General features: G+C 72.3%; 18 protein-coding genes. 10 read left to right on the top strand and 8 right to left on the bottom strand.

All coding sequences use genetic code 11. The annotated features are described in order from the left end of the window. The first annotated feature begins 176 nt into the window (after positions 1–176). From ABZ385_RS06170 to ABZ385_RS06140, 7 genes are all read left to right on the top strand, one after another. Positions 177–461: a type II toxin-antitoxin system Phd/YefM family antitoxin gene (locus tag ABZ385_RS06170; RefSeq protein ID WP_358589404.1), complete on the top strand. Its 285-nt coding sequence runs from the start codon at positions 177–179 to the stop codon at positions 459–461. 349 nt (positions 462–810) lie between these two features. Further along, complete coding sequence (locus tag ABZ385_RS06165; RefSeq protein ID WP_358589402.1) at positions 811–1,113, top strand: urease subunit gamma; 303 nt, start codon at positions 811–813, stop codon at positions 1,111–1,113. Positions 1,114–1,130: 17 nt separating this feature from the next. Next, positions 1,131–1,475: an urease subunit beta gene (locus ABZ385_RS06160; protein WP_358589399.1), complete on the top strand. Its 345-nt coding sequence runs from the start codon at positions 1,131–1,133 to the stop codon at positions 1,473–1,475. Continuing rightward, a complete protein-coding gene (locus ABZ385_RS06155) occupies positions 1,468–3,189 on the top strand; it encodes an urease subunit alpha (protein WP_358589397.1) in 1,722 nt (573 codons plus the stop codon). The genes ABZ385_RS06160 and ABZ385_RS06155 overlap by 8 nt, the downstream gene beginning before the upstream one ends. 31 nt (positions 3,190–3,220) lie before the next feature. Further along, positions 3,221–3,895 carry an urease accessory UreF family protein gene (locus ABZ385_RS06150; protein ID WP_358909943.1) on the top strand — a complete coding sequence of 225 codons (675 nt, stop codon included), beginning with the start codon at positions 3,221–3,223 and terminating at the stop codon, positions 3,893–3,895. Between the two features lie 211 nt (positions 3,896–4,106). Then, positions 4,107–4,790 carry an urease accessory protein UreG gene (gene ureG / locus ABZ385_RS06145; RefSeq protein ID WP_358909941.1) on the top strand — a complete coding sequence of 228 codons (684 nt, stop codon included), beginning with the start codon at positions 4,107–4,109 and terminating at the stop codon, positions 4,788–4,790. Then, a complete protein-coding gene (locus ABZ385_RS06140) occupies positions 4,772–5,584 on the top strand; it encodes an urease accessory protein UreD (RefSeq protein WP_358909939.1) in 813 nt (270 codons plus the stop codon). Before ureG ends, ABZ385_RS06140 begins: the two co-directional genes overlap by 19 nt. Positions 5,585–5,605: 21 nt before the next feature. Here the strand turns inward: ABZ385_RS06140 and ABZ385_RS06135 are convergent, their stop codons facing one another. Then, positions 5,606–6,094, bottom strand: coding sequence for a YbaK/EbsC family protein (locus ABZ385_RS06135; protein ID WP_358589879.1), 489 nt, complete (start codon positions 6,092–6,094; stop codon positions 5,606–5,608). Beyond that, positions 6,091–6,909 carry a lysophospholipid acyltransferase family protein gene (locus tag ABZ385_RS06130; RefSeq protein ID WP_358698169.1) on the bottom strand — a complete coding sequence of 273 codons (819 nt, stop codon included), beginning with the start codon at positions 6,907–6,909 and terminating at the stop codon, positions 6,091–6,093. The genes ABZ385_RS06135 and ABZ385_RS06130 overlap by 4 nt, the downstream gene beginning before the upstream one ends. A gap of 222 nt (positions 6,910–7,131) precedes the next feature. On the opposite strand from ABZ385_RS06130, the gene ABZ385_RS06125 reads away from it, so the two are divergent. Continuing rightward, on the top strand, positions 7,132–7,530 hold the full coding sequence (locus ABZ385_RS06125; protein WP_358698170.1) for an SSI family serine proteinase inhibitor: 399 nt from the start codon (positions 7,132–7,134) through the stop codon (positions 7,528–7,530). A 55-nt stretch (positions 7,531–7,585) separates the two neighbouring features. Here the strand turns inward: ABZ385_RS06125 and ABZ385_RS06120 are convergent, their stop codons facing one another. The 5 genes from ABZ385_RS06120 to ABZ385_RS06100 form a co-directional block, all read right to left on the bottom strand. After that, on the bottom strand, positions 7,586–7,744 hold the full coding sequence (locus tag ABZ385_RS06120; RefSeq protein WP_358589874.1) for a hypothetical protein: 159 nt from the start codon (positions 7,742–7,744) through the stop codon (positions 7,586–7,588). Between the two features lie 87 nt (positions 7,745–7,831). Next, the gene (locus ABZ385_RS06115; RefSeq protein ID WP_358909937.1) at positions 7,832–8,782 is read right to left on the bottom strand and encodes a cytochrome c oxidase assembly protein; all 951 of its coding nucleotides are present in this window, start codon (positions 8,780–8,782) and stop codon (positions 7,832–7,834) included. A gap of 106 nt (positions 8,783–8,888) precedes the next feature. Then, positions 8,889–9,914 carry a 6-phosphofructokinase gene (locus ABZ385_RS06110; protein ID WP_358589870.1) on the bottom strand — a complete coding sequence of 342 codons (1,026 nt, stop codon included), beginning with the start codon at positions 9,912–9,914 and terminating at the stop codon, positions 8,889–8,891. 180 nt (positions 9,915–10,094) lie between these two features. Beyond that, on the bottom strand, positions 10,095–10,823 hold the full coding sequence (locus ABZ385_RS06105) for a glutamine amidotransferase (protein WP_358589867.1): 729 nt from the start codon (positions 10,821–10,823) through the stop codon (positions 10,095–10,097). A 42-nt stretch (positions 10,824–10,865) separates the two neighbouring features. Then, positions 10,866–12,104 carry a MurT ligase domain-containing protein gene (locus ABZ385_RS06100; RefSeq protein WP_358589865.1) on the bottom strand — a complete coding sequence of 413 codons (1,239 nt, stop codon included), beginning with the start codon at positions 12,102–12,104 and terminating at the stop codon, positions 10,866–10,868. Between the two features lie 140 nt (positions 12,105–12,244). On the opposite strand from ABZ385_RS06100, the gene def reads away from it, so the two are divergent. Next, positions 12,245–12,784 (top strand): peptide deformylase, encoded by a 540-nt coding sequence (gene def, locus ABZ385_RS06095; protein ID WP_358909935.1) that lies wholly within the window; start codon positions 12,245–12,247, stop codon positions 12,782–12,784. A 64-nt stretch (positions 12,785–12,848) separates the two neighbouring features. Here the strand turns inward: def and ABZ385_RS06090 are convergent, their stop codons facing one another. Continuing rightward, positions 12,849–13,493, bottom strand: coding sequence for a TetR family transcriptional regulator (locus ABZ385_RS06090; RefSeq protein ID WP_358587348.1), 645 nt, complete (start codon positions 13,491–13,493; stop codon positions 12,849–12,851). A 166-nt stretch (positions 13,494–13,659) separates the two neighbouring features. On the opposite strand from ABZ385_RS06090, the gene ABZ385_RS06085 reads away from it, so the two are divergent. Continuing rightward, positions 13,660–14,886, top strand: a complete 1,227-nt coding sequence (locus ABZ385_RS06085) for an acyl-CoA dehydrogenase family protein (protein ID WP_358587350.1) — start codon at positions 13,660–13,662, stop codon at positions 14,884–14,886. Positions 14,887–14,966 lie beyond the last annotated feature (80 nt).

Below are 14,966 nucleotides of genomic sequence, written 5' to 3'. Positions count from 1 at the left end.
CTCTCTTCTTCCGGTCGGCGGGGCGACCCTCGGATCTGTACAGAAAGTACAGGATGTACGTGCCCTGCGGGAGGCTTTCCGGAGCATGGGCCGGGGCGGGCCGTGACACCGGTAGGGCCCGTAGGGGATCGCTCACGCCCGGGGCCCGTGAGGGCCGGGCGTCTAAGCTGGGGGGCATGGCCTACGAGATTCCGGTGACGCAAGCCCGCGCAGAGCTCGCCGAACTGATCAACCGTGTCGTCTACGGCGGCGAGCGCGTCGTCGTCACGCGGCACGGCAAACCGCTCGTGGCACTGGTCTCCGCCGCCGACCTGGAGCGCCTGGAGGCGCTCGCGGAGGCCTCGCAGGAGCGGGCGGTCAGCTCCGTCACCTCGATCGGCCCCGCGCCGGCGGCCACCGCCGGGCCGGAGCGCCACCGATTCGGCATCGCGGCCGAGCACCGGGGACCCAACCCCACGTAGCGCGGGGACCGTTGCCGCCCGTATGGCACCGCCCGGCCGGGGCGTCGCCCACGCGCGCCCGGCGGCCCGCCGAGCGCCGCGCCCGGGAGGCGCGGGCCGTCGGCGGCGCGAGGGGCCTTGTGGCAAGGATCGGTATGGCGCGGCCCAGCTGTCGGTCATGCGCCGGTCAACGTCTGGTTAACCTCGTTGAAACTCCTCCCAACTACCCTCCCGTGCCACGCCACCAGGGGTTTTGGTAACCGGAGTGCGCAAGATCGCGCGCATTCGTTGTGTGTTACATCTATACCCGCCGCGGTGGCCGCGGCAGCCGGACCCCGCACGGTTCGGAGCGAGACGTGAGGTGGGACCGGTGCGACTGACCCCGCACGAGCAGGAGAGACTGCTCATCCATGTGGCCGCGGATGTGGCCGAGAAGCGAAGGGCGCGAGGGCTGCGGCTCAACCACCCCGAGTCGATCGCCCTCATCACCTCCCACATCCTCGAAGGCGCCCGGGACGGCCGCACCGTCGCCGAGCTGATGTCGTCGGGCCGCAGGGTCCTCACCCGGGACGACGTCATGGAGGGCATCCCCGAGATGATCCACGACGTCCAGGTCGAGGCCACCTTCCCGGACGGCACCAAGCTCGTCACCGTCCACGACCCGATCGTCTGACGGGAGTCACGCGCCTCATGCATGCCGCGACGCACGGCACGGACCACGGCCCGGTCCCCGGTGAGATCCTCTTCGCCGACGAGCCCGTCCCCTACAACGAGGGCCGGGACGTCACCCGCCTCACCGTCCTCAACGCCGCCGACCGCCCCGTGCAGGTCGGCTCCCACTACCACTTCGCCGAGGCCAACCCGGGGCTCGACTTCGACCGCGGCGCCGCGCACGGCCTGCGGCTCAACATCCCCGCCGGAACCGCCGTGCGCTTCGAGCCCGGCATCCCCGTCGACGTCGAACTCGTACCCCTCGCCGGCCGGCGCGTCGTGCCCGGCCTGCGCGGTGAGACCGGAGGTGCCCTCGATGCCTGAACTGTCCCGTGCCGCGTACGCCGACCTGTTCGGCCCCACCACCGGCGACCGGATCCGGCTCGCCGACACCGACCTCCTCGTCGAGATCGAGGAGGACCGCTCCGGCGGCCCCGGACGCTCCGGGGACGAGGCGGTGTTCGGCGGCGGCAAGGTCATCCGCGAGTCGATGGGCCAGTCCCGCACGACCCGCGCCGAGGGCGCCCCCGACACCGTGATCACCGGCGCGGTGATCATCGACCACTGGGGGATCGTCAAGGCCGACGTCGGAATCCGCGACGGCCGTCTCACCGGCATCGGCAAGTCCGGCAACCCCGACACCATGGACGGGGTCCACCCCGACCTCGTCATCGGCCCCGAGACCGAGGTCATCGCCGGCAACGGCAGGATCCTCACCGCGGGCGGCATCGACACCCACATCCACTTCATCTCGCCGACCATCGTCGACGAGGCCCTCGCCTCGGGCGTCACCACGCTCTTCGGCGGCGGCACGGGGCCCGCCGAGGGCAGCAAGGCGACCACGATCACCCCGGGCGCCTGGCACCTGGCCCGGATGTTCGCGGCCCTGGAGGCGAGCCCGGTCAACATCGGCCTCCTCGGCAAGGGCAACACCGTCAACGCCGAGTCGATGCACGCCCAGCTCCGCGCCGGCGCCGTCAGCTTCAAGATCCATGAGGACTGGGGCGCGACCCCCGCCGCCATCGACGCCTGCCTGAACGTGTGCGAGGAGACCGGCGCCCAACTCGCCGTGCACACGGACACGTTGAACGAAGCGGGCTTCATCGACGCCACGTTCGACGCCGTCGCGGGCCGCACCCTGCACGCCTTCCACGTCGAGGGCGCGGGCGGCGGGCACGCCCCCGACATGATCACGGCGGTGTCGCTGCCCAACATGCTGCCCAGCTCGACCAACCCGACCCGGCCGCACACCGTCAACACCGTCGAGGAGCACCTCGACATGCTGATGGTCTGCCACCACCTCAACCCCGCCGTCCCCGAGGACCTCGCCTTCGCCGAGTCCCGCATCCGCCCCACCACCATCGGGGCGGAGGACATCCTCCACGACCTCGGCGCCATCTCGATCATGTCGTCGGACTCCCAGGCGATGGGGCGCGTCGGCGAGGTGATCATGCGTACGTGGCAGACCGCCCACGTCATGAAGCGACGCCGCGGTTTCCTGCCGGGCGACACCCGCGCGGACAACCACCGCGCCCGTCGCTATGTCGCCAAATACACGATCAACGCGGCCGTCGCCCAGGGCATCGACCACGAGGTCGGCTCGGTCGAGCCCGGCAAACTCGCCGACCTGGTGCTGTGGGAACCGGCGTTCTTCGGCGTCAAGCCGCAGCTCGTCCTCAAGGGCGGACAGATCGCCTACGCGCAGATGGGCGACGCCAACGCCTCCATCCCCACCCCGCAGCCAGTGCTGCCGCGCCGCATGTTCGGCGCCCACGGCAGGGCGCCGGGCCTCAACTCGATCAACTTCGTCACCCAGTCGGCCCTGGACGACGCACTGCCCGAACGCCTCGGCCTGGCCAAGCCGTTCCTGCCCATCCGCTCCACCCGCGGGCGCTCCAAGGCGGACATGCGGCAGAACGACGCGCTGCCCCGCGTGGAGGTCGCCGCCGACAGTTTCGCCGTCACCATCGACGGCGAACTCGTCGAGCCGTCGCCCGCGGCGGAACTGCCGCTCGCCCAGCGGTACTTCCTCTTCTGACGGCCCTCACGACACCACTGGCGACGATCACATGTCACGCGCAGCACTTCTCGTCCTCGCCGACGGCCGCTTTCCCGCCGGTGGGCACGCCCACTCCGGCGGGGCCGAAGCGGCCGCCAAGGCGGGCCGCGTCACCGGGGCCGAGAGCCTGGAGGCCTTCTGCCGGGGGCGACTGCACACCAGCGGTCTGGTTGCGGCCGCCCTCGCGGCGGCCGCCGCCCTCGGCGTCGACCCGGCCGCCCTGGACGAAGCGGCCGATGCCCGCACGCCCTCGCCCGCCCTGCGCACGGCGGCGCGACGGCTCGGGCGGCAGCTGATGCGGGCCGCCCGCGCCACCTGGCCCCACCCCGAACTCGACGCGCTTGCGCGGCGGTTCCCCAAGGGCGCCCACCAGCCGGTCGTCCTCGGGCTCACCGCCCGCGCCGCCGGACTCGGGCCGCGGGACGCCGCGTACTGCTCCGCGTACGAAGGTGTCAGTGGTCCGGCGACCGCCACGGTGCGGCTGCTGAGCCTCGACCCCTTCGACGCCACGGCGGTCCTGGCGCGGCTCGCCCCCGACCTGGACCGTGTCGCCCAGGAGGCGGTCGAGGCGGCCGGGCGCGTCGCCGCCGACGGCGTGGAGGCGCTGCCCGCCGCGTCGGCTCCGCTGCTGGAGATCGGGGCGGAGGCGCATGCGGGGTGGCCTGTGCGGTTGTTCGCGTCCTAGCTCGGCGCCGCCCCGGGGGCTGTGCCCCCGGACCCCCCTCATCGGCCTGGACGGCCTCGTCCTCAAACGCCGGACGGGCTGAGTTGTCCGGCCTCGTCCTCACGCTCGGGACGGGCCCTCAAACGCCGGGCGGGCTGGAGATGCTCGGCCTCGCCCTCAAACGCCGGGTGGGCCGGAGATTCGCGGCTCGCCTCGACCATTGGAGAAAATCATGCACCTCGACCACTCCCACGACGGGGCCGTCGCCGTCAGTGCCGACGCCGTGCGGCCCGACGGGCGGCGCCGTGCGCTGCGCATCGGGCTCGGCGGGCCCGTCGGCTCCGGCAAGACCGCGACCGTCGCCGCCCTGTGCCACGCGCTGCGCGACCAGCTGTCCCTGGCCGTCGTCACCAACGACATCTACACCCGCGAGGACGCGGAGTTCCTGCTCCGCGAGGCCGTCCTGCCGCCCGAGCGGATCACCGCCGTGGAGACCGGCGCCTGCCCGCACACCGCCATCCGCGACGACATCTCCGCCAACCTGGAGGCCGTCGAGGACCTGGAGGACGAGGTCGGCCCGCTCGACCTGATCCTCGTCGAGTCCGGTGGCGACAACCTCACCGCCACCTTCTCCAAGGGCCTCGTCGACGCCCAGATCTTCGTCATCGACGTCGCGGGCGGCGACGACATCCCGCGCAAGGGCGGCCCCGGCGTCACCACGGCCGACCTGCTCGTGGTCAACAAGACCGACCTCGCCCCGCACGTCGGCTCCGACCTCGCCCGGATGGCGGCCGACGCCAAGACGCAGCGCGCCGAACTCCCCGTCATCTTCCAGTCGTTGCGCTCCGCGGAGGGCGTCGGCCCGGTCGCCGCCTGGGTGCGCGCGCAGTACGCCGCATGGACCGCGTCGGCGTGAGGGCCGACCTCGCCCCGGCGGGCGGCGCCCGTGCGCGCGGCGGCGCGGGCCTGCGGGCCACCGCCCGCGTCGTGGCCCGCGCCGACGGCCGGGGCGGCACCGCGCTGCCCGTGCTCGACGGCGAAGGACCGCTGGCGCTGCGCCGCACCCGCTCGACCGGGCCGGCCGCACGCGTCACGCTGGTCGGCGCCATGAGCGGCCCCCTCGGCGGCGACCACCTCACCGTGGAGGCCACCGCGGACGAAGGGGCGAGGCTGCACATCGGCTCCGCGGCGGCGACCCTCGCCCTGCCCGGCCAGACCCGGGAGGCGGCGCGCTACGACGTACGCCTCACCGTCGCCGACGACGCCGAACTGCACTGGCTGCCCGAGCAGTTGATCTCGGTGCGCGAGAGCGACCTGCGGATCACCACGCGCGCGGAGCTGGCCCGCGGCGCCCGGCTGGTCCTGCGCGAGGAGCAGGTGCTCGGCCGCACCGGCGAATCCTGCGGCCGCCTGACCAGCCGGCTCACCGTGCGCCGCGCTGGGGCGACCCTGCTCGACCAGGAACTCTCCTGCGGCCCGGGCGCCCCCGGTGGCTGGGACGGCCCCGCCGTCCTCGCCGGCCACCGCGCCGTCGGCCAGCTCGTCGTCGTGCGCCCGCAGTACGAGCGGCACAAGCCGCCCGCGACGACCCTGGGGGAGTGGGCCGCGCTCACCCCCCTGGCCGGACCCGGCGTCCTCGTCACCGCCGTCGCACCGGACGCCCTGCGGGTGCGCCGCGTACTGGACCACGCCTTGCGCGACCTGGGCTGACCGTCGGCCGCGGCGTTCGGCCTACTGGGAGATCGCCTCGATCCGAGGGGCGGCGATCTCCCGGTAGTCCGCCGTCCGCAGCGCCAGCGACCGGTCGAGGCGCGCCGCGTTGAAGAAGATCTCCTCGTGGTCCAACAACGCCGGATCCACGACCAGTTCCAGCTCCGGGTCGAACGAGAACGGCAGGATGGTCCCGCTGACGCTCCCCGAGAGCCGCTCCGCCACCTCCTGCGTCGCGAACCCGGCATACGTGCCGCCGAGCAGCGCCTTCAGCGCGTTCAGGTCGACGCGCCGGTCACCCGGCACCACGGCGAGGGCGTACCGCTTCGTCTTCTTGCCGGTCTTCACCATCACCACGATGCACTTGGCCGCCTGCTCCAGGGTGTTGCCCCGCAGCGCGCTCACCGCCTCCGTGGCGCCCTCCGGCTCGTGCTCGATGACCCGGTACGCCGCCCCCCGCTCGTCCAGCAGTCCCACCAGCTTGGTGTACTGGGCGTGCTGCTCGCTCACTTGGCCTCCCCGCCGCGCCCCTCGGGCGCCTTCCGCCGTGCAGTCGACGCATTCGACTCCGGGATCATAGTTCGGGGGCGCGGGCCCAGCGGCCTCCGCGGCAGCCCGCGCGGCTCCTTGCCGCGCGTCGCGGCGCGTTCGGCCTCCTCCGCCTTCACGACCGCCGCGTACTTGTCGACGTACTCCTGACCGGAGAGGCCGAGGATCGCGTACATGATCTCGTCGGTGACGGCCCGCAGGACCGCCTTCTCGTTGTCCATGCCGGCGTACCGGGAGAAGTCGAGCGGCTCACCGAAGCGGATCGTCACCCGCCGGATGCGCGGCACCTTCTTCCCCGGCGGCTGCGCCTCGAAGGTGCCGATCATCGCGCAGGGGATCACCGGCGCCTCCCCCTTGAGCGCCATCGCGGCCACCCCGACCTTGCCCTTGTACAGCCGCCCGTCGTGCGAGCGCGTGCCCTCGGGATAGATGCCGAGCAGCTCCCCCTTGCGCAGCACCCCGAGCCCCTCCCGGATCGCGGCCTGGCCCGCTTCCTTGCCGGAGCGGTCGACCGGGATCTGCCCCGCGCTGCGGAAGAACGCGGCCGTCAGCCGGCCCTTGACGCCGGGCCCCGTGAAGTACTCGGCCTTGGCGAGGAAGGTGATGCGCCGCTTGATGATCGCCGGCATCAGGAAGTGGTCGGAGAACGACAGATGATTTCCGGCGACGATCGCGGCACCGGACTCGGGCACATGCTCCAGACCCTCGATCCTCGGCCGGAACAGCAGCCGTAGCAGCGGACCGAGGATCACGTACTTGAGCAGCAGATAGAACATGACGGCCACCTTCCCTGATCCGGGTGCCGACGCACCGTAGCCAATCGGCGACGCGTACGCGAGAGCCCGTTCGGGCTCTTACCCGCCGCCGCGCGGGCGACTCACCGGCGAGGCGGCTCGACGCACGGCCCGGACGGAGGATGCGCTGGTTGCCTCCCGGCGTCCCCGACGCCACGCACCGACGCCACCGCACGTCACCGTCACTCCCCCCGGAGGTTTCGCATGCGCCCCTTCACCGTCGCAGCCGCCGCTCTGATCGCGCTCGGCGCCGCCGTCCCCGCCCAGGCGGCGGACGAGGCCCCCGCCCCACGCCAGCGCGGCCTCTTCCTCACCGTCTCGGGCTCCGACAACACCTGGGTCCGCGGCGTCCTGCTGCGCTGCCACCCCCGGCCCGACGGGCACGGCCACCACCCGCACGCCGCCAAGGCGTGCGCGGCCATCGGCCGGGCCAAGGGAAACTTCGACAAGCTGGCCGACGAGCCGCACGCGTGCACCAAGCAGTACGACCCGGTGACCGTCACGGCGACCGGCACCTACCGGGGCCGGAGCGTCAACTGGCACAAGAAGTACCCCAACGCCTGCGCGATGGACGTGGACACCGCTCACGTCTTCCGCTTCTGACGTACGGGGCGGGCCGAAGCGGCACTCCCGGCCCCCGGCTGTCGCGCGGCGCGCCTCACGCGGCGCGCGACAGCACCATCGCCAGCGTGATCAGTCCAAGGACGACCCAGCCGAACCACAGCCAGCCGTTGCTCCCGAGCGTCACCGAATAGGCCGTCACCATGACCAGGCCTCCGATGGTGAACCCACCCATGGTCTTCGTGGAACCGGGCATCGCTCAGCCTCCTCCCGGCAGTCCCGGGCGCCTGCGCGCCAAGACCGCGGTCCGAAGACCATCGTGACCCGTGGAGGGCCTCCCGCGCTAGCGGCCGCGTGCGGCCAGTGAGGCCAGATAGGCGTTGTACGCCTCCAGCTCCTTGTCCCCGTCGCGGTCCGCGGCGCGGTCCTTGCGGCGGGCCTCACGGTCCTCCGAGCGCCGCCACTGGAAGAGCAGGGCCACCAGGACCACCACGGAGGGGATCTCGCTGAAGGCCCAGGCGATGCCGCCCGCCGCCTCCTGATCGGCCAGCGGATCGATGCCCAGCGAGGCCGGCGGGTGCAGGTACGTGCCGATCATCGGCTGGGTCGCCATCATCAGCGCGATGCCGAAGAACGCGTGGAAGGGCATGCCGGCGAACAGCTCCAGCATCCGCATCACGTAGCCGGGGCGGTGCGGCCCCGGGTCGACGCCCATGATCGGCCAGAAGAAGACCAGGCCGACGGCGAGGAAGTGCACCATCATCCCGATGTGGCCCGCCTTGGAGCCCATCAGGGTGTCGAAGATCGGCGTGAAGTAGAGCGCGTACAGGCTCGCGATGAACAGCGGGATCGTGAACGCGGGGTGCGTGATGATCCGCGTGTACCGGCTGTGCAGCAGCCACAGCAGCCACTCGCGCGGCCCCTTGTGACCGCGCGCCGCGGCCGGCAGGCCGCGCAGGGCCAGGGTGATCGGCGCGCCGAGCAGCAGCAGGATCGGCGACAGCATGCTGATCACCATGTGCTGGACCATGTGCACGCTGAACATGACCATGCCGTAGTCGTTGAGCTTGGTGCACATCACGAGCAGGACGGTGAGGATGCCGGTCACGAAGGAGATCGTGCGGCCCACCGGCCACTTGTCGCCGCGCCGCACGAGCCGCGTCACGCCCCACCCGTACAGGGCGAGGGCCACCAGGCAGCCGATGAGGAAGAAGGGGTCGGCGGAGAGTTCCAGGCCTCGCCCCAGCGTGAACGGCGGCAGATCCATGTTCATGCCGTGCCCGCTGTGATCCATCCGGTGGCTCCTGATTCGTGCGGATTGTGCGACGTGCGTCGGCACCAGAGTAGAACCGCCCCCGGCCGCTGACGTGACCGGGGGCGGATAGTGCAACGGGCAACGACTAGAGCACGCACTCCGCCTCGGCGTACCGCTCGTCCGGCACGGTCTTCAGCGTCTCGACGGCCTCGGCGAGCGGCACCATCGTGATGTCCGTGCCGCGCAGGGCCGTCATCCGGCCGAACTCGCCGCGGTGCACGGCCTCCACCGCGTGCCAGCCGAAGCGGGTCGCGAGGACGCGGTCGTACGCGGTCGGGGTGCCGCCGCGCTGGACGTGGCCGAGGATGACGGGCCGCGCCTCCTTGCCGAGGCGCTGCTCCAGTTCGAGGGAGAGCTGACGGGCGATGCCGGCGAACCGCTCGTGGCCGTAGACGTCCTTGGCGCCCTCGTCGAAGTCCATGGACCCGGCCCGGGGCTTGGCGCCCTCGGCGGCCACGACGATCGCGAACTTCTTGCCCGCCGAGAACCGCTCGCCGACCTTCGCGGCCAGCTCCTCGATGTCGAAGGGGCGCTCGGGCACCACGATGGCGTGCGCGCCGGCCGCCATGCCGGAGTGCAGGGCGATCCAGCCCGTGTGCCGGCCCATGACCTCGACGATCAGCACTCGCTGGTGCGACTCGGCGGTGGTCTTGAGGCGGTCGAGCGCCTCCGTCGCTACGCCCACCGCGGTGTCGAAGCCGAAGGTGACGTCGGTGACGGCGATGTCGTTGTCGATCGTCTTGGGCACGCCGACGATCGGCAGGCCCGCGTCGGACAGCAGCCGGGCCGCCTTCAGCGTGCCCTCACCGCCGATCGGGATGATCGCGTCGAGGCCGAGATCGGCGACATGGCCCCGGGCGCGCTCCACACCGTCCCGCAGATGGGCGGGCTGCACGCGCGAGGAGCCGAGGATCGTGCCGCCGCGGGCGAGGATGCCGCCCACCGCGTCCAGGTCGAGCTTGCGGTAGTCGCACTCCAGGAGGCCTTTCCAGCCGTCGTGGAAGCCGATGACCTCGTCGCCGTGGTCCACGACCGCGCGGTGCACGACGGAGCGGATGACGGCGTTCAGGCCGGGGCAGTCGCCGCCGGAGGTCAGGACACCAATGCGCATAGCCCGGGAAACCTTTGCAACGTGGGCCGAAAGGGCCGGACCACGTCGTCCGGCTGGATCCCCGCCACCCTATAGGCGCCGGGGGGCGGGCCCGCATCAGGCGTCCGAGGGCTGGACGCCCCCGCTCACATGTGCGGGCGGGGCGTCAAGCGGGCCACCGCGCGGCCGGCGGGGCGGGTGCTACGCGGGCTGCTGTGCGGCGTTGATGCGCTCGGCACGCAGCGCCTCGTACCAGCGGTCGTCCGTGGGCGGCAGCGCGTTCACGTCGAGGGCCAGCTTGAGCAGCAGGTCCGCGATCAGCGGGTTGCGGGCCAGGACCGGGCCGTGCATGTACGTCCCGAAGACCGTGCCGTTGTACGCGCCCTCGGTGCCGTCGCCCGTGCCGTTGCCCCGGCCGAGCGTGACGCGGGCGAAGGGGCGCGCGGAGGGACCGATGTGCGTGATGCCCTGGTGGTTCTCGAAGCCGGTCAGCGGGGGCAGGCCCAGCTGCGGGTCGATGTCGCCGAGGACGTCACCGACGCAGCGCTCGCCCTCGCCGCGGGTGGAGACCACGTCGAGCAGGCCGAGGCCCGGCTCGCGCTGACCGAGGTCGTTGATGAACTCGGTGCCGAGGATCTGGTAGCCGGCGCAGACCGAGAAGACGATCGCGCCGTTGCCCACGGCGCGCTCGAGGCCGCCGTCGCGGCGCAGCCGCTCCGCTGCGAGCCGCTGGGGGCGGTCCTCGCCACCGCCGATGAGGTAGATGTCACCGGAGGTGGGGATCGGCTGGTCGCTGCGCACGTCGTACCGCTCGACCTGGAGGCCGCGCTGGCGGGCGCGGCGCTCCACGACCAGGGCGTTGCCCTGGTCTCCGTACGTGCTGAGCAGGTCGGGGTAGACCCACACCAGCCGCAGGCTGTTGTCGCTCATGCTCATGTGTCCCTACGAAAAGGTCTAGAGGGGCCGGTGGGGTCAGTTGCCGACGCGGCGGCGCAGGTCCTGGAACGCGGTGTAGTTCGCGATCGTCTCGATGCGTCCCGGCGGGGCGAGCTGCACCGCTTCGTCGAGGCTCTCGCAGACCCGGAAGTCCAGGTTCGCGACCTCCAGGCGCACCGCCAGGTCCAGCTTGCGGTCGCCGAGCACGAAGATCGGGTGACCGGCGAGACGGGTGTAGTCGACGTCCCACAGCCAGGAGGTGTCGGTGCCGTCGGCACCCCGGGCGTTGACGGAGAGGATCACCGGGGTCGGCGGCGGGTCGATCAGCGAGAACGTCTCCAGCCAGCCCGCGGGGTTCTTCGCGAGGAGCAGCCGCAGGTCGCGGCCCTGGAACTGCACGACGTCATAGCGTCCGGCGACCGCCTGCACCTGGTACATGCGCTCCAGGGCGACCTGCGGCGGGACACCGAAGACGGCGGCGACGGCGGCCGAGGAGGCGGCGTTGGCCTTGTTGGCGCGGCCGGGCAGCTGCAGGTGGATCGGCCAGGCGGAGCCGTGCGGGTCCAGGACGTGGTCGCCGGAGAGCACCCAGCTGGGCGCGGGGCGGCGGAAGCCGCACTCGCCGCAGAACCAGTCGTCCCCGGGGCGCTGCATGACGCCACCGCAGGACGGGCACGACCAGGCGTCGTCCTTCCACTCCTGGCCCGCGGCCACCCACACCACGTTCGGCGAGGAGGAGGCGGCCCAGACGACCAGCGGGTCGTCGGCGTTGGCGACGACGACGGCCTTGGTGCCGGCCAGGCCCTCGCGCCACTTCTCGGCGAGCATGCGGGTCTCGGCGGCGCGGTCCAGCTGGTCGCGCGAGAGGTTCAGCAGCGCGATGGCCTTGGGGTCCACGTCACGGGCGACGCCCGCGAGGTACTTCTCGTCGACCTCGATCACGCCGTACCGGGCGTCGGAGCCGCCGGCGAGCGCCGAGGTGATCCCGGCGGGCATGTTGGCGCCGAGGGCGTTGGAGACCACCGGGCCGCTGGCGCGCAGGGCCTCCGCGATCAGACGCGTGGTGGTCGTCTTGCCGTTGGTGGCCGACACGAGGACGACGTCCAGGTGTGTGGCGAGCCGTCCGAGCAGCTCGGGGTCGAGCCTGAGCGCGACCTTGCCGCCGATCACCGATCCGCTGCCGCGGCCCGCGGCGCGCGACACCGCGGCGGCCGCCTTGCCCGCCGTCACGGCCAGCTTGGCCCGCGGCGAGAGCGGGTCCGTGTTGCCTGACATCTGTCGAGATCCTCCTTGCGTACGGCGCCGCGCCTGCCCCCGGCATCGTTTCTCTGCTCAGCCTATCGAGATCCGCCGACAAGCCCGAACCACGGCACCACCTCGGCGCCGCTCCACTTCAGGACCGTACTCTTGCCGCCATGCGACACGGCTCGATCCCGGGCGCCTCGGGGCGCGTACGACCTCTGACCCTGCTCGGTGACCCCGTGCTCCACACGGCCTGCGCGGAGGTGAGCGACTTCGGGCCCGAACTGGCGCGGCTGGTCGAGGACATGTTCGCGACGATGTACGCGGCGCAGGGCGTGGGGCTGGCCGCGAATCAGATCGGCGTGGCCAAGCGGGTGTTCGTCTACGACTGCCCGGACGACGAGGACGTCCGCCACCTCGGGCACGTGGTCAATCCGACACTCGTCACGGCGGACGGGGTCACCGTGCGCGGCCCCGAGGGCTGTCTGTCGCTGCCGGGTCTCGAAGCGGGCACGCCCCGTTTCGACCACGCCGTGGTCGAAGGGTTCGACCTGCGGGGGGAGCCCGTGCGGGTGCACGGGACGGGCTGGTTCGCGCGCTGCCTCCAGCACGAGTGCGACCACCTGGAGGGCGGGGTCTACACCGACCGCGTCAGCGGCTGGCGGCGCCGCAGGGTGCTGCGGGCCGCCGCCAGGGCCTCCTGGAACAGCTGAGGGGGCCGCCCGCGACGGCTGAGGTCCGCCGCGGGCCGGCGCGAGCGCCGGGGCGGACGCCCGCTCAGAATCCCGGCCCGCCGACGCGGTTGCCCGCGGCGGCCAGGCGCCCCCAGAGCAGATCCGCCAGGCTGCGCACCAACTGCTCGCGCGAGCAGGGCCGTTCGCCGAGCCACCAGTCGCCGGCCGCGTGCATCATGCCGACGATGCCGTGTCCCCACACCCGGGCCAGCTGGGCGCCGTCGGGGCCGAGGTCGACGCGCTCCTCGATGACCTCCGCCAGCTCCTCGCCGAGGCGGCGCAGGACGGGGGCGGAGTGCAGACCGACGTCGAAGCCCTGCTCGCCGGGGGAGGGGGCCTCGGAGGGGTGCATCAGGAAGCGGTACACCTGCGGGCGGGCCTCGATCGCCGCGAGGTAGGTGTCGAGCGTCGCCTCGACGCGCTCCCTGCGTTCGGCGGGGGCGTCCAGGGCGGCGCGCAGGGCTTCGAGGAGCGCGTCCGTGTGCCGCTTGGCGAGGGCGGCGTACAGGCCGCCCTTGTCGCCGAAGTGGCGGTAGAGGATGGGCTTGGTGATGCCCGCCTCCGCGGCGATGGCGTTCATGGAGGCGCCGGGGCCGTCACGGAGCACCACCCGGTCCGCGGCCTCCAGCAGCTCGCGCCGCCGGTGCTCGGCGGACTTGTGCTGATCGTTCCGCTGTGTGGTCTCCATAGCGTTTCTCCCCGCCCCGTGCGATTGCGTCCCGCACGCGCAACGTAACACCTGGCGGGCGGCGGGCATCGAACGGGCTGCCGGAGGTTGACACGGACTACTGGCCGGTAACAGACTTTCGTTACCGCTAGTAACGCCGCAGTTGATCGCTGGTCCTGGAGGGGTCATGGCCGAGTTCACCATGGAGCTCAACGACGAACAGAAGGAGGTCCGGGACTGGCTCCACGGGTTCGCCGCCGAGGTGATCCGCCCCGCGGCCGCCGAGTGGGACGAGCGCGAGGAGACTCCCTGGCCCATCATCCAGGAGGCGGCGAAGCTCGGCATCTACTCCCTGGATTTCTACGCCCAGCAGTTCTTCGACCCGACGGGCCTCGGCATCCCGATGGCCACCGAGGAGATCTTCTGGGGCGACGCGGGCATCGGCCTGTCCATCATGGGCACGGGCCTGGCCGCCGTCGGGGTGCTCGCCAACGGCACCGAGGAGCAGATCGGCACCTGGATCCCGCAGATGTACGGCGACGCCGACGACGTCAAGGTCGCCGCCTTCTGCTCCTCCGAGCCGGACGCGGGGTCCGACGTGGCCGCCATGCGCACCCGTGCCGTCTACGACGAGGCCAAGGACGAGTGGGTCCTGAACGGCACGAAGACCTGGGCGACCAACGGCGGCATAGCCAACGTCCACGTCGTCGTCGCGGTCGTCGACCCCGAGCTGGGCTCCAAGGGGCACGCCTCCTTCATCGTCCCGCCCCGGACCCCGGGACTGTCCCAGGGCCAGAAGTTCAAGAAGCACGGCATCCGCGCCTCGCACACCGCCGAGGTGGTCCTGGAGGACGTACGCGTCCCCGGACACTGCCTGCTGGGCGGCAAGGAGAAACTGGACGAGCGCCTCGCCCGCGCCCGGGAGCGCGCCAAGTCCGGCGGCGAGCGCGTGAAGAACGCGGCGATGGCCACCTTCGAGGCGTCCCGCCCGGCCGTCGGCGCGATGGCGGTGGGCACGGCCCGCGCCGCGTACGAAGAGGCCCTGGAGTACGCCAAGACGCGCACGCAGTTCGGCCGCCCGATCATCGACAACCAGGGCGTGGCCTTCCAGCTCGCCGACATGCGCACCCAGATCGACGCGGCACGCCTCCTGGTGTGGCGCGCCTCGTGGATGGCGAGCACGGGCAAGAAGTTCGAGTCCGCCGAGGGCTCGATGTCGAAGCTCTACGCGAGCGAGGTCGCCAAGAAGGTCACCGCGCAGGCCGTGCAGATCCTCGGCGGCAACGGCTTCACCCGCGAGTACCCGGTGGAGCGCATGCACCGCGACGCCGCGATCTACACCATCTTCGAGGGCACGAGCGAGATCCAGCGCCTGGTCATCGCGCGGACCCTCTCGGGCATGCCGATCCGCTGAGGCAACCGGCAACCGGCAACCGGCAACCGGCAACCGGCAACCGGCATCCGGCACCCCGTGTGCCCCGCGTGCCCCGCCTC

This window comes from Streptomyces sp. NPDC005898 (assembly GCF_040629635.1).
In the GTDB taxonomy this organism is placed as follows: domain Bacteria; phylum Actinomycetota; class Actinomycetes; order Streptomycetales; family Streptomycetaceae; genus Streptomyces.
Note: the sequence above shows the minus strand (reverse complement) of the source record. Positions and strands in the feature narration are given on the sequence as shown.